At 56.1% G+C, this 14,689-nt stretch carries 8 protein-coding genes; 4 read left to right on the top strand and 4 right to left on the bottom strand.

The window, feature by feature from the left end:
* Nucleotides 1-81: 81 nt before the first annotated feature.
* Nucleotides 82-1,161, top strand: coding sequence for a M42 family metallopeptidase (locus tag BHW66_RS10665; RefSeq protein ID WP_102733698.1), 1,080 nt, complete (start codon nt 82-84; stop codon nt 1,159-1,161).
* A 285-nt stretch (nt 1,162-1,446) separates the two neighbouring features.
* Here the strand turns inward: BHW66_RS10665 and BHW66_RS10670 are convergent, their stop codons facing one another.
* Nucleotides 1,447-1,926, bottom strand: coding sequence for a MauE/DoxX family redox-associated membrane protein (locus tag BHW66_RS10670; RefSeq protein WP_146018314.1), 480 nt, complete (start codon nt 1,924-1,926; stop codon nt 1,447-1,449).
* Between the two features lie 7 nt (nt 1,927-1,933).
* Nucleotides 1,934-4,732 carry a glycoside hydrolase family 2 TIM barrel-domain containing protein gene (locus BHW66_RS10675; RefSeq protein WP_286689031.1) on the bottom strand — a complete coding sequence of 933 codons (2,799 nt, stop codon included), beginning with the start codon at nt 4,730-4,732 and terminating at the stop codon, nt 1,934-1,936.
* A gap of 212 nt (nt 4,733-4,944) precedes the next feature.
* Here BHW66_RS10675 and BHW66_RS10680 point away from each other — a divergent pair, with 212 nt between their 5' ends.
* From BHW66_RS10680 to BHW66_RS10690, 3 genes are all read left to right on the top strand, one after another.
* Nucleotides 4,945-5,976 (top strand): rod shape-determining protein, encoded by a 1,032-nt coding sequence (locus BHW66_RS10680; protein ID WP_012419593.1) that lies wholly within the window; start codon nt 4,945-4,947, stop codon nt 5,974-5,976.
* A 244-nt stretch (nt 5,977-6,220) separates the two neighbouring features.
* Complete coding sequence (locus BHW66_RS10685; protein ID WP_012419594.1) at nt 6,221-7,768, top strand: Rne/Rng family ribonuclease; 1,548 nt, start codon at nt 6,221-6,223, stop codon at nt 7,766-7,768.
* A gap of 64 nt (nt 7,769-7,832) precedes the next feature.
* Nucleotides 7,833-8,954 carry a hypothetical protein gene (locus tag BHW66_RS10690; protein ID WP_022198557.1) on the top strand — a complete coding sequence of 374 codons (1,122 nt, stop codon included), beginning with the start codon at nt 7,833-7,835 and terminating at the stop codon, nt 8,952-8,954.
* A gap of 469 nt (nt 8,955-9,423) precedes the next feature.
* Here BHW66_RS10690 and BHW66_RS10695 read toward each other — a convergent pair whose 3' ends face one another.
* The gene (locus tag BHW66_RS10695; RefSeq protein WP_286689032.1) at nt 9,424-10,467 is read right to left on the bottom strand and encodes a hypothetical protein; all 1,044 of its coding nucleotides are present in this window, start codon (nt 10,465-10,467) and stop codon (nt 9,424-9,426) included.
* A 26-nt stretch (nt 10,468-10,493) separates the two neighbouring features.
* Nucleotides 10,494-13,727 carry a tetratricopeptide repeat protein gene (locus tag BHW66_RS10700; protein WP_102733616.1) on the bottom strand — a complete coding sequence of 1,078 codons (3,234 nt, stop codon included), beginning with the start codon at nt 13,725-13,727 and terminating at the stop codon, nt 10,494-10,496.
* Nucleotides 13,728-14,689 lie beyond the last annotated feature (962 nt).

Below are 14,689 nucleotides of genomic sequence, written 5' to 3' on the forward strand. Positions count from 1 at the left end.
TCCCCGCCCTCAAAAAGAGCTCCACTGCAGGAGCCGTGCTTTCCTGTTGAGCGCATGCCGGAACGGTGCTATACAAAAGCCATGAAGATCAGCGACGACAGCCTTGAATTCTTAACGGAACTTCTGGAAACCCCCAGCCCTTCCGGCTTTGAAATAGACGCTCAGCGCATCTGGGCGGACGAACTGCGCAAATATACGGAATACGTCCAGTGCGACACTTACGGAAATACCTGGGCCGTCTTCCACGCGGACGCGGAAGAAGCCCCCACATTGATGATTGAAGCCCACGCGGATGAAATCGGCTTCATGATCCGTCATATCACCAAGGACGGCTTCCTGTATGTGGAACGCGTAGGCGGCACGGATACGGCCATCGCGCGGGGGCGCCGCGTGCGCTTCCTGGGTTCCCAGGGAGAAGTGATGGGAGTAACCGGAAACACGGCCATCCACTTGCGGGAACCCGGAGAAAAGGAACCCAAGATTTGGGAAATTTACGTTGACGTAGGCGCCTCCTCCGACAAGGAAGTAGCGGAACTCGGCCTGCGCGTGGGACATGTGGGCGTTTACTGCGACGGCCCCATGCTGATGAATGAAAACAAGCTGGTATGCCGGGCTCTGGACAACCGTCTGAGCGGCTTCATCCTGTCGGAAATAGCCCGCAAGCTGTGCAAGCTGAAAAAGCCCGTCGCCTGGAACGTGGTGCTCGTCAACGCCGTGCAGGAAGAAGTGGGCTGCATTGGCGCGGGAATGATTACCCACCGCCTGCGCCCGGACGCGGCCATCTGCATTGACGTGACTCATGCCACGGACTCGCCCGGACTGGACAAGGGCAAATTTGGCGATATCAGGCTTGGCGGCGGCCCTGCGGTCATCCACGGCACGGCCAACCATCCCAACCTGGTGGCCCGTCTGGAAATCGTGGCGGACAAGAACAAAATACCGCTCCAGCATGAAGCCGCCGGACGCCGCACCGGAACGGATACGGACAGTATCTACATCTCCCGCGACGGCGTAGCCTCCGCGCTGGTGTCCGTCCCCCTGCGCTATATGCATTCCCCGGTGGAAACGGCCTCTCTGACAGATGTGGAAAATACAATCAAGCTGCTGCTGGAACTGGTCAAATCCCTGACGCCGGAAGACTCTTTCGGCCACAGGCTTTAATACGGAGTATACGGCGGCATCGTTGACAACATAAGGACATGAACCGTCCTGCCGGGGAAAGGCGCGCAAAAACGGCCATTTCCCCGGCCTGCTTCCATGCGGCTGCATGGAAGCCCCCTTATATGGAGCAGGGCGTAACCATTGGCCTTGCAGGCGTCCTGCGGCTTCATTCGGTATTACCATGGCCGCCGTCACTACCCGCTCGATGGTTCCCGGCCTCCTCTCCCGGAACATTTTCCCGGAAATTATCCCGAACCGGAAAACGGCAGGAGTCTTTCCTTCCGGTCACATTTCACTAAAATCCAGCCGGGTCACATTAAAATACGTTTTTCCCTTCCGGCAGGAATCCCACAGGAGAATCAGCATGAGGAAAAAGAGGACCAGCCTCCAGGCCACTTCAAAGGGATAACTGGTTACCGCCCTCTCCACGCCGATGCAGTTGCAGGAGAGGGAAAGCCCCCTGGCCCAGCCCTGGACGAATAACGCCACGAATGTGAATGTCAGCGCGCTGCCCAGCAGCGCTGCCCCGGCGCAGGTTCTGCGGAACAGGAGTCCCAAACCCACCGCAATCTCACACGACACTCCCAAGCAGGCCAGGGGATGCCCCCAGGCCTCCGGGAAAATGGAGAAACGGTCGATCGTCTCCTGAAGCTGGTCCAGATGAAGCAGCTTGCGCACCGCAACAAAAAGGAAAAAGCCCCCCATCCCCAGCCGCAGCAGGAGCAGGCAGAAACGGATAATTTTTTCCCTTAGCATCATTGGCATATTCCGTTTATTCAAAGTGAGTCTGCTGGGCGCTCACTTTTTCATTGCGCAAACTGTTCAGTTCATGGCGCACCTTTTCCAGCTCCATCTGAAGGGACTTCTCCCGTTCGGAGGCAGGAGCCGCGGAGGAAGACGGCGTACCGGCAGCTTTCTTTTCGCAGTCTGCGGCGTCTTCCGTAAAGAGCATTTTCAACCCGGAAGCCTTCGTGTCAAACTTTATAATGCCGGAAACAGGCTTTTGGGAACCGGGATGCTTCACGGAAGCCCTCACCGTCACCGTGCCGGGCCTGGTTCCCAGACGCACCAGAGCCGGAGCGGACCCCCATTTAACGGACTGGGTCAGCGTACCGTCCGGGGAATCTGTCAGAAGTTCGGCGGGACCTTCCACGGAAAAAACAATCTCCTCATCATTCAGTCGCTTCACCGTTCCGCGGCCATCCGTAACCTCCGCCACCACGGCAAACACGTCGGAACCGTTGGCGTAAAAATCCACTCCATCTTCCCGATCCAGAGTCAAACGGATTTTTTCCGCTCTCCGGGCCGGGCGGACTTCATGCCTGGTCACCACCTTGCCGCCTATCAGGCCTTCCGCCACCAATTTCACCGCCCCCTCCTTGCCTGACGAGGCAAGCTTCTTGTTTTCCATGAAATCCCAGGCTTTCGGGAACACGACGGGAACGTGCTTGAGGCCGCCGGGACAGGATGCCACCTTCTTTTCCACCGGAGGCCCTCCGTTGACACTCAGGCGAACGGAATCACAATTGGAAAACACCGTCACGTCTTCCGGAGAAAAGGGAGTGCATTCGTTGGCAATGTGCACCATAGGGCCGGAACCCAGCCTATTGTGCGTCTTCCGGGGACGCTGGGACATAAACGCGAAATAGGAAGTCTTGGGCTGCCGGAAAGCATCCATAATGCCTCCGTAGAAGGGATCCGGATGGTAGCCGCGCTGATGGTCGAAGGGATGCCACAGACAGCCGCCGAAATGGTAGGCCGGAGCGGCGTTCAGCGTATCGTACGTGGTGTATGGGAACGAGGTTTTGAGATAATGAAGAGCCTGCACCATCATGGGAGCTTCTCCCCAGTGCCGGGCCACGCGGGAGGTGGAATTGTGGGCGGACCAGGTATCCACGTTATCACCGAATTCGCGGGTGAAGTAAGGTTTGTTGTTCTTCCGCTCCTTGATAGACCAGTGTTTGTCCCCCGTAGCCGGGTGGGCATACAGAACCTCATAATGCTGGTTGCCCTGAGACACCGCGTCGCAAGCAGTATAACACCCTTTGTACGGGTATTCTTCATGCACCAGGTCGCGGGCCTTTTTGGCAAAATCCGCCGGGTAGTGAGTTTCATTCAAAATAGGCTCCCACATCATCACGGAGGGATGGTTCCTGTCCCGGCGCACCATCTGGCGGATATCGTCATACACCCGGTCTGCAAAAGGGCCGCTGCCCCAGAATTGCCAGCCCGGTGTGGCGACGATGACGAAAAGGCCCAGGCGGTCGCAGGCGTCCATAAAGGCCGGATCCTGCGGATAATGGGCGCTCCGGATTACGCGCATGCCTGCCTTCCTCAATTTCACGGCATCCTGCCATTGCAGGTTGTTGGGCACCGCATTCCCAAGCCGGGCAAAATCCTGGTGCCTGTTACCGCCAATCAGTTTTTCAGAAAACAGAGACCCATTGAGCACCAATCCCTTTTCCGTCATTTCCACCGTCCGGACGCCTACCCTCATGGAACGGTTGTCCAGCAGATGGGCCGAATCTTTGGCCTGATCCCCTCCGGCGGCGTCCCACACTTCCACGCTCAACGTGTACAAATCGGGATTGTCCGGAGACCACGGTTTCACGTTGGAAAGCACAAGAGGAATATCCACTTCTCCTGTGGAACGGGGAGGAATGACCAGCGGAACCGTCTCCCCGGCAGGATCCACCCCCTTGGGGTCTGTCATCACCGCCTGCACGCGCACCTTCTGTTCCTTGTCCGTCTGGTTGGCCACCTGAACCTTCACGCCCACTTTGCCCTTGCGGGTGAAGGGATCAAGAGATTCCGTCCGGAAAAAAACGCCCCCGCCGGCTACGGTATTGGCCTCGTTCGGATCCGTAATATACACGGGGCCGGTGGAAATGAGGTACACATCCCGGTAAATGCCGCCGAAATAGGAAAAATCCAGGCCCTCCTGAGATTTGCCGGGGGGATAGGAAACGTCGTTGGAATTGTCAGCCTTCACGGCGATGACGTTCTTTTCTCCCGGTTTCAGCCACTTGTCCAGATTAACGATCACGGGAAGATATCCGCCGAAATGCTCCGCGGCCTTCTCTCCATTTACCCAAACCTCGCTCTTTCCCATGATGCCCTCAAAATACAGGGTGTTCCTCCTCCCCTCCAGCCGGGCGGGAGGAATGAATGTTTTCCGGTACCATACCGGCCCCTGGTAGTTGGAACAGCCGCTGGCCTCTTCCGGAAGAAGCTCAATGCCGTTGGGAAGATTGACGGACTCCCAGGAGGAATCGTCGACATCCGGGCCGGCCGCTTCCTCCGGCGCCTTTCCACCCTTGAACAGCTTCCAGCCCACATTCATGCCGTAGACATCCCTCTTCGTTACGTTTTCCGGCAGGCGAAGAGCGCCAGCCACGGAATAGGTTCCCGTAGATGAGACGGCCTCTTCCTGGTCGGAAACCGTATCGGCATAAAGAGAAAAAGAGCCGGCCAGGCATGCCGCCGTTATTCGGATAGTAGTGACTTTCATAATGGAATAGGGGAATGCGATTTTGATATACGGAGCCCCCCGGCGCCACCTTTCATTCATATAATACATCCTTGCAGATAATACAAATACATATGTCATCCGGCATCTTCCGCTTGACCTGGAAGGTATGTTTTTTCATAGTCGATTTGCCCTGTACGGGATCATCCCGCAGCCCCGGTCCGAGTGCCAGGCTTTCAGTCCCGTGAAAAGGAAAAAGCAAGGCGTTCCTCCACCGGCTGTTTCAGGGCTACGCCTTTATCCACTAGTTTTTTATGTCATCTTTCTTTCAGAAAATTGTCAAACTTTTCTCCTATGATATTGGCATTGACTTGGGAACCGCCAACACCCTGGTCAATGTCAAGGATCAGGGCATCGTTCTGCGCGAGCCTTCGGTCGTCGCCGTCAAGGGGGACAAGGTTCTGGCCGTGGGAGACGAAGCCAAGCGCATGCTGGGCCGCACCCCCGGTTCCGTCACGGCCATCCGGCCGTTGAAGGACGGCGTCATCGCCGACTTCTACATCACGGAGGAAATGCTCCGCTACTTTATTAAAAAAGCCACGGCCAGGTATTACCTGATCAAGCCGCGCGTGCTCATTGCCATTCCCTCCGGCATTACGGAAGTGGAACGCAGGGCCGTCAAGGAATCCGCGGAAGCGGCCGGAGCCCGCCGCGTACATCTGATTGAAGAACCCATGGCCGCCGCCATCGGCGTAGGCCTCCCGGTTCAGGAAGCCGCGGGCAACATGATCGTGGACATTGGCGGCGGCACCACGGAAGTAGCGCTTATTTCCCTTTCCGGTATCGTTTACAGCCGTTCCGTCCGTTGCGCCGGGGATGAACTGGACGACGCCATCATCTCCTACATGAGGAGAACTTACAATCTCATGGTCGGGGAACGCACCGCCGAGGACATCAAAATCCGCATCGGCTCCGCCTATCCCCTGCCTCAGGAACTCTCTATCGAGGTCAAGGGCCGTGACCTGGTCGCGGGCCTGCCCAAGACAGTGACGATTCGATCAGAAGAAGTGCGTGAAGCGCTCACGGAACAACTCAACACGATTGTTGACGCCGTGCGGACGACTTTGGAACGTTGCCCCCCTGAACTGGCTGCCGACCTTGTGGACCGGGGGATCGTTCTGGCTGGAGGAGGAGCCCTGCTGCGCGGGCTGGACCAGCTCCTGCACGAACAGACAGGCCTGCCCATCCACATCGCGGAAGACCCTCTGAGCGCCGTTGCGGAAGGTACCGGGAAAGCCCTCCAGGAACTGGACTTCTTCACCAATGTTACTGATGCAGAAGACTAAAGGCGGAATCTCCGGAGCAAGCGCTCCGGCTTTGCGTCTGCCGTACTGCCGCATCACATCAACGCAACTGCCTGCATGATTCCTTTCCGGCCATCTCTACAGCTTCCACTCCAGCCTCTCCTGACGGGAGACGGTCCACCGGGAACATTACGGGCAATAGCACACCCTAGCTTATTCTCACCCCGTGTTTACAAAAATGCTTAAAAAAATCAAACGGGCCTTCGGCTTTGGATCCTGTGATCCCATGGAAGGCTCCACTATCATCATTAATGCCGAAAAGCTCGAACGCCGCGTGGCCCTTCTGGAAAACGGCGTATTGGAAGAATACACCATCGAGCGCGAAGGCGAAGACAACATCGTAGGCGGCATCTTTAAAGGCCGCGTCAAAAACATTGAGCCTGGCCTCAAAGCCATGTTCGTGGACATCGGCCAGGAAAAAAACGCCTTTCTGCATTTCTGGGACGCTCTTCCCGCCGCACTGGACTCCAGCCTAGAAGAAATTGAACGTGAAGGACGTCCGAAAAAACAGCAGCGTAAAATCACGTCCAAAGACATCCCGGACATCTACCCCATCGGCTCTGAAATCATGGTGCAGGTCACCAAGGGGCCCATTGGCACCAAGGGTCCCCGCGTCACGACGAACGTCTCCCTGGCGGGCCGTTATCTGGTCCTGATGCCCTTTACGGATCAGTTCGGCATCTCCCGTAAAATTGAAGACCCCAAAGAGCGCCTGCGCCTGCGCCAGATCATGCAGAAACTGAATGTTCCGGACGGAATGGGCATCATCATGCGCACGGTGGCCCAGGGCCAGCGCTACCGCCACTTTGTCCGTGACCTTGCCATGCTGCTGGAACAATGGTACAGCGTGGAAGAAAAAAAGGAGGCCAACCCGGCCCCTGTCTGCGTGTACAAGGAACCGGACCTGATTGAACGCACGGCACGGGATTTCCTCACGGACACCGTGGACAACATCATCTGCGACAACGCGGAAACCACGGAACACATGCGCGCCATTGCCGGTAAAATCTCCCGACGCGCCAAGCGCCACATACAGCACTTCCCCGTACGCACGCCCATCTTTGAAGAACTGGGAATTGAAAAACAAATCAATGAAGCTTTCCAGCGCCAGGTGCTCCTGCCCTGCGGAGGTTACCTGGTGATTGACGAAACGGAGGCGCTGATCGCCATTGACGTCAACACCGGGCGTAACAAGGGCACCAAGGACCTGGACAAGACCATTCTGGATACCAATCTGGAAGCCGCCTATGAAATCGCGCGCCAGCTCCGTCTGCGCAACATCGGCGGTCTGGTAGTGGTGGACTTTATCGACATGCGCCACAGGAAGGACCAGCAGGCCGTTTATAAGGCCATGAAGGACCGCCTGAAACGGGACAAGGCAAAAACCCAGGTACTGCAGATCACCCCCATCGGCCTGATGGAAATGACGCGCCAGCGGCTCAACGAGAGCCTCCGGGAATCCGTTCATGATCCGTGCCCGTACTGCGGAGGCAGGGGACGCGTCAAATCCGTGATGACCATGAGCGTGGAAATCCAGCGGCAAATTTACGCCTGCATTCAGAAATACCGGGACACCATCGGGGACATGGTCATCGTCGTCAACTCGGAAGTGCTCTCCCGCTTCAAGAATGAAGACGCCAGTCTGCTCATGGAACTGGAACGCCAGCACAGCGGAAGGCTGATCTTCCGGGGCGACCACAACCAGCACCGCGAATCCTTCGCCATTTACGACGCCCGGTACGACAACAAGCCCCTCTACCAGTCCGGGCAATAGCCTGAAAATCAAATCCGGCTTTCCGGGCCGGGCGATACCCTCGCCCGGCCTTTTTTACGCCGCCATGAACAATATCCCCACTTCCCCCAACGACCCCGTCAACACGGACATTCTGCTGGTGGCGGAAGACCGCATCAAAGGGTTCCGCCGCCTGCCCTTCCACGCCATTTCCGAACAATGCGGACATCCTGTTCCGGTAGTTATCCAGCGGCTGAAAGCCATGATGGAGGCCGGAGTAGTGCGCCGCGTGCGCCAGACGCTGCTGGCGACCAAGCTGGCCCAGGGAGCCCTGGTGGCCTGGTCCCTGCCGGAGGAAAAACTGGATGCCGCTTTTGACTGGATGAAGGAGCAGGACCCTTTTACGGGCCATGTGGTGCTCCGCAATACGGATGCGGCCAACCCCGGCGCCAACTACAGGCTCTGGACCACGGTCAAGGTGCCCGTGGGATGCGGTACGCCGGAAGAACACTGCGGCATCCTGAAACGCCATATCGGAGCGGACGGCTATGTTCTGCTGCCGGCGCGCGGCGTCTTTGCGCTGGGAGTGGGACACATGCGCCGCAGGGGACTCAGGCCCGGAGAAAAAACCCCGGAACCGGCTCCCATGCAGGAAACGAAAACCGTTTCTCTCTCCGAACTGGAATGGAAGGTGCTCCTCTCCGTCAAGGAACAGCTCAGGCCTGAGGAAATGGTGGAAGATCCCTGGTCCCTCCGTGCCGCACGGGAAGGGCTGGGAACGGAAGAATACTGCCGCACGGCAGAAGAACTGGATCGGAAGCAGGTCATCGGCCGTTTCGCCACTTTTCTGGAACATGTGAGAGCCAAAACGGACGACGGCCCTGTTACCAAATACAACGGACTGTTCCATTGGACGGTTCCCTCCGGCATGGAAATCCGGGCAGGAGCGGAATGCGGGCGCCACATCTGCATGACCCATTGTTATTGGAGAACGGGCGGAGATGTTTTTGGAGGAGCGCAAATCATGGGTGTGGTGCACGGATTGGAAAAAGATGCCGTTTTGGAACACAAGGCGGCGATTGACCGTCATCTGGAGGCCTCCGGCATTCCCATCCTCCACACGGCTGTTTTCTGGGGCGAACGTTCGGAAATCAAGCCTTCCGAAATTTCTCCGGAACTGTATAGGAAATGGATGGAAGAAGTAAAAAAAGCTCCCGTTCTGCAGTAACTCCCTTCTCCACGCCCGCCTCCGGCGGTCTTCCCCCGGTCGAACAGCTTTTCCCTCCGAACTCCCGCGAATGCCGTCACGAAGCCACAAGCATTTTTAATGCTGCAACTGAGATGCCGGCTGTTTCCCCTCCCTCCGTCCTGCTGTACCGCTTAGTTCCCTGTTCCCGGCCTACAGCGGCTTAATACCGTTTTTCCGGACGTTCCAGGATCTTTGATACATCTTCCTGTCAATTCAGGAAACGGGACTGAAGAAATCCATTTCAAGCCTTCAGGGAGACGCACGTCCCAATCTGATGAGCTATTCATGTTCTCCTTTGCTACGACGCTGTTTCCTTTCCGGATACACCGGGAGAGGCTTCTGCCTGCAGAAACAAGAAGAAGGCAACATAAGGGACGCCTCCCCCTTACGGGGAGGCGTCCCTTATTAAAGAAATATCGGCCGGCGAACAACCTGCCGCGAAGCTTTATCACTGCTTTTTCTGCGGCTGTGCGGGAGCCTGGTCAGGAGCCTTGGCGGGAGCAACAGCGGCCGGATGCTTGTAGGAAACCGCAAAACCGTCATACTTGGCCGGCAGCTTCCTGTCCGGGAACATCAGTTCATGCAAACGGTACAGGGCGGCCGCTTCCTTAACAGGAGCGGGACGGGACTTCATCCGTGAATCCGGAATCACAGCTTCGGGATTATTCTTCCTGGATTCCACGGCAGATGAGACGACGGGATTCTCAAAGAATTTGACAACATCCGGCATGCACAGGTAGGCATCCAGGGAGCGGGCCACGCAGGCAGACGCCAGTTCTTCATCGGAACCATGCAGCAAAACCAGAGCTTCCGCAAAATAATCCAGAGCCTTGTTCCAATCCTGGGCCACCATGGCGGCCGCACCCAGGGCATATTTCATCCGCGCCTGCTGGAGGCGGGTGGCATTCTTTTTGGTTGCCAGGAAAGAACCGGCACGGCTTTTCACGCCGTTCCAGTCCTTATCCGGAATCAAGGCCATGATTTTTGCCACCTCCAGGTCATTCTGGGCGGAAGGGGACAGATTGGCCCCTCTGACGGGAAACTTGGCCGCCAACCCTTTGACTCCGGCCCAATCCATCATGCGCATGGCGCACTCCAGTTCATAGACGGCCGCCCGGGCGGACAGGCTGTCCTTGATGGAAAGCGTTGAGGCATACTTATTCACCAGAGCGTGGAATTTGTTGCGGGCTTCCTGGTACTTCCGGTTTTCCATAGCCACCTTGGCATCCACAAAGTCGGCCGTTTCAAAAATATACAGCGTCTTGAAGGCGCTGTCCATCTGCTGAAGGACTTCCTGGGATTCCCTGCTCTCCACAAACTGGACCGTGGGTCCATTGGCGGAAAGAATGTAGATATCCGTCGGACGGCCATTCTTGATGGTCGGTGCGGCAACTCTGGCGCGCAGGCGCTGGGGATTCTGGGCATTCTGGGCCATGGACGGAACCAGGGAGGACAGTCCGGCCAATACCATTATTACTGAAAGTGCTTTCATATGATTGATTACTAAACCTCTTGTTATTATTTCTGGCCCTTGGCGGCGCGTACGGCTGCTTCATAGGCGGCAATGTCCGCCCGTTCCTGGCTGACGGCAGGATCGGAACCGAACTTAGCCGTCTTATCCTTCACCTCATTGACCAGGGCGCTGTCCTCCGCCGTCATCTTCTTGCGGTTGGCGGGAGTATCCAGCAACTGCACGTACTGGCTGCCGGCCTTCCAAGCAACGTACCTGTCGGAAGGCTGCTTGCCCGCACCCTGGGACATCGTATTCCTCTTCCACAGCGTATCCATCTGCGCCAGCACGGCGGGGGCGGACCACTTCACGAGTCCCTTGTACGTACCCGTGATGTTCATGAAGTTAATCAACGCCTTGTCCAGTTCATTCTGCTTCAGGTAGGCTTCACCCTGCAAATAGAGGACTTCCGGCAGATTCTTCTTATAGGTCTTGTTTTCGCGGTACTTGTCGGCAGCGGCAATGACGGCCGGCCAGTCCTGGCGGGCGGAAGTGAACTTGACCAGATTGTACTGGGCGTCTTCCATGGCTTTGCGGTCCGGGTTGGAGCTGGATTCTTCCTTGCTCAGTTCATCCCTCATCATCTTGATGGCGGTGTCCACCTTGGCGTTATCCTTGCTGCGCCCCAGAGCTACGGCTTTCCCGAAGACCGCATTCTTGCGGTACTTGGACATGCCGTTGATGCGAGCCTTCTTACGCACCGGATCAGGTTCCGACGGGTCCAGGATTTCATCAAAGTAAGCGATGCTTTCTTCAGGCTGGGAAGTGCCGGCCAGGTGCATGCCAAGCTTCACAAGCGTGTACGGGGGCAGATCGGAAGGTTTGAAGTCGCGCTTCAGCTCCACGAAGAGCTGCTTGACCAGACCTTCCAAGGCGGCTTTCTCGGCACGCTGTTCGTCCGTCTCCACAGGAGCCTTTTCATACCGTTCCTGAGTTTGGGCAATAACGGCCATGCGAAGCATGGCGCTCAGCGTCTTGTCTTTATCATTGTCCACGCCGGGGAACCGGTAGAAGTGGTTGCGCATGGCATTGGCATCCAGATTGCGGCCCAGGGCCTGATTGCCGGCCATGTACGTCTTGGTATAGGAATTGACGGCTTCTTCCAGAAGAACGGTCATCTTGGGATCGTCCTTCTTGCCTTCCCTCACAATAATTTCCTGCATCTTGACGGATGCCGGGTCAAACATCTCCTTGTCATCCTTGAAGAATTCCATGGCGGCGGCGGCCAGCTGGAGGCTGTAGCGGCTGCCGGGCTGGTCGCTGTCTTTCCAGTACTCGTCATACCATTTCTTGACCTCGTCCCGGCGCGCCGTCCTGGCCGTTTCCACGGCTTCCTTCGGTTCTACCGGAAGAGGCTTCTTGGTAGCGTTAATAAACAGGTTGTACACGGCCTCCGCAGCGGGACGCTTGTCGCCCAGCTTCTTGGCGGACTCCAGAGCGGCCAGGAAATAGCCTTCCGCTTCCTGCTCATGTTCCTTGCTGCCGGCATACAGATTAGCCAGCAGATTGTTGGCATACGGGAACAGGCGGTGGTCTTTGAAATTGTCCACAATTTCCTTCGCATCTTTCGCGGCGAGTTCTTCGTCTCCGGGGTTCTTGCGGTTTAGGTAGTTGAAGGCCCGGTCATACAATACGGCGGCCATATTGGCCTCACCTTTGTCCGGGAAACGGGCAATGTAATTGGTAAAGGACCGGATGGCTTCATCCGTATTGCCCAGGTTCGTGTAGGTTTCACCAAGAAGGTACATGGCCGTTTTCAGATAAGTGCTGTCACGGTATTCCTTCACGAAGCGTTCCAGCACCGGCACCGCTTCCTTATAACGGGAGGCGTCGGCAGCCCCCAGGTTGAACAGGGAGGCTCCTTTGCAGTACAGGGCCAGTTCATAGAACTTATGGGTGGGGTCATCCTTATGCAGCTCCATGACCTTGTCCGCCTGCTGAACGCAGAGATCGAATTTCTTTTCCTTCAGAAGCCCTTCCAAAGACAGCGTATTAAGCATGGGAGCATACTTGGAATTGGGGAATTCCTTCAGGTGCTGCGCCACAAGCTCGCCTCCCTTGTCCGCTTCTCCCAGCTGCCAGGTGGTCATTGCCAGATAATACAGGTTATCCTCCCTGCCCGGAGCATCCGGGTAGGATTCATTGATAAGCTGGTAGGCGGCGCGGGCAACCCTTTGGGAACCATGCACCAAGGCCTGGTTGCCCATGAAGCTGAACGTAAAAGCGTCCATGACCTTTCCTTCCTCCTTCATCTTGTTGAACTGGTCGATCAGGGCTGTCACCTTCGCTCTGTCCAGCGTATGGGAAAAATCCGTCACGCCAGGCACGGCCCCGTTGGCACGGCCCAGACGATCCAGGGAATAATTGGCATCCGCCATTACTCCGGACTGATCGGGAAGAAGGCCCATCAGCACCATCGCCAGGGAAGCATAATCTTCAGACTCTTTCTGTTTTCCATCCTGAAGCAGGGAACGGGATTTCTCCAGCACTTCCGCAACGTAGCTCACCAGCCGCGGAGTGTACAAAGCCACACGCGTGGGACTGATATTCATCACGGAAGGGTAGTTTTCCACAAACTTCACCGTCTCACTGCATTTGCCGGTCTTAATAGCGGCATCCACCATCGCCAGGAAGCCATTGGTAATAACGGCATCCGTAATGCGGCGGCCCTTGTAGCGTGACGTAACGCAAGAGGTAAGGTTTTCCATTCCTTTTTCAAAAGCAGGCGGGGACATCTTGAAATAGCATTGGGCCAGAAGCCCCTGCACTTCACCGGCATTGACGTTTCTGGCGACAGGATCGCTGCGGTATTCTTTCAAGAATTTTTCCAGCAGCTCCGCGCCCTTGGCAAAATCCCCAAGACGGCAGTAGTTTTCCCCTTCCCGGAACAGGGCCATTTTCACGAGCTGGTTTTTAGCGCTCGGGAACTTGGTGTAACAAGCCTTGAACGCTTCCACAGCTTCCTTGTAATTCTTCAGCTGGGCCAGACAGACGCCCTTCTGGTAATAGAACCAGCCGAAGCCGTCATCCAGCCCCAGCATCTTGATACGGGGTTCATAAACGCGGATGCAGCGATCCACGGCATCCAGGGCCTCCTGCCACTTCCCTTCCTTAATGGCCGTCAGGGCCGTGCGCTGGTAATCGCGCGGGCCATGCTGGGCGCCGGATGGAAGAACCGCCCCGATACTCAGCACGGAAACCAGGCCTGCAGCCAGTGCAGTAGTATAGTTTGATTTGATCATGTGTTTAAAATTCGTTGAAACAGAAGAGATAATAAAACAGGCGCAATATCCGTGCAAATACACGGAATACACCTATCTGTAATGGATTGCGTCATTTTAACAAGATGTGTCAAACTCTAAAGAAGAAAGTTTTATCTTTTTAGTCATCCTTGCAAGAAAGTTCTTCCATCCCGCGTTTATCGGGAGTTGGAACAGGTCGGCGCCGCCCGGCCGGGAAAATACTGCTTTTTCAATACCCTGCTACACACTCTGCGGCCAAAGGAATGCACGCTTTCCGCCTTCAAAAGTTTTTCGGTGGAATACAGCCTACTGCTCCATCATGCCCTTAAGGAGCCTCGAATCCCGTCTGTCAAGATGCCAGAGGCATATTTAACATGGCGCAAACATATCGTCCGCCCAACCGGAATTCCATTTTTCCGGCATCCGCAGCCATACCGGCCTTCTCCCCGGCAACAGCTACCCCTCCCCTCTCAGTTCTCCTTTTTCAACATGAAATCCCATTCGCGAGTTGAAAGGAAATATCATGAAAAAACAGCTATTCTTCCCCACGGGAGGTACGGGAAAATACACTTCCTCCCCGTACTTCCTAATAACAACATCACTTCCCGAAAATCATCAACAAGGATTTTCCTGTTACTGCACAAATAAGATAAAGGCTTCGAGCCGCCTTTCTCTCTGCTCTGCTGCACCCTCCTTCCAATATACTCTTTCCATCTCTCCCGTGAATGAACTGGTTTTCTGAAGCCAGCCCTTCCAATACTCTCCTGAATCCGAATCTCCTGACTGCCTCTCCTCCTCCCAGCCAGACACGGAATGCAATACTGGAAAAAAACGGCAACATTTCTCCTGAAGCTCCGTTCCCGGACAGAATTCACGGCTATCCGCCCGCCACCTGCGGTTTCACAAAAGGGAAAAACGGATTCAGAACCGGGCTATGAAAGGAGTATTGCTCCAGCCAAAAC

Origin of the sequence: Akkermansia sp. 54_46 (genome assembly GCF_001917295.1) — a bacterium.
Taxonomy (GTDB): domain Bacteria; phylum Verrucomicrobiota; class Verrucomicrobiia; order Verrucomicrobiales; family Akkermansiaceae; genus Akkermansia; species Akkermansia muciniphila.

Excerpts from the sequence above, each read along its gene's own strand:
- BHW66_RS10665 (WP_102733698.1), top strand. The coding sequence starts at position 82 with ATGAAGATCAGCGACGACAGCCTTGAATTCTTAACGGAACTTCTGGAA.
- BHW66_RS10670 (WP_146018314.1), bottom strand. The coding sequence starts at position 1,926 with ATGCCAATGATGCTAAGGGAAAAAATTATCCGTTTCTGCCTGCTCCTG.
- BHW66_RS10675 (WP_286689031.1), bottom strand. The coding sequence starts at position 4,732 with ATGAATGAAAGGTGGCGCCGGGGGGCTCCGTATATCAAAATCGCATTC.
- BHW66_RS10680 (WP_012419593.1), top strand. The coding sequence starts at position 4,945 with ATGTCATCTTTCTTTCAGAAAATTGTCAAACTTTTCTCCTATGATATT.
- BHW66_RS10685 (WP_012419594.1), top strand. The coding sequence starts at position 6,221 with ATGGAAGGCTCCACTATCATCATTAATGCCGAAAAGCTCGAACGCCGC.
- BHW66_RS10690 (WP_022198557.1), top strand. The coding sequence starts at position 7,833 with ATGAACAATATCCCCACTTCCCCCAACGACCCCGTCAACACGGACATT.
- BHW66_RS10695 (WP_286689032.1), bottom strand. The coding sequence starts at position 10,467 with ATGAAAGCACTTTCAGTAATAATGGTATTGGCCGGACTGTCCTCCCTG.
- BHW66_RS10700 (WP_102733616.1), bottom strand. The coding sequence starts at position 13,727 with ATGATCAAATCAAACTATACTACTGCACTGGCTGCAGGCCTGGTTTCC.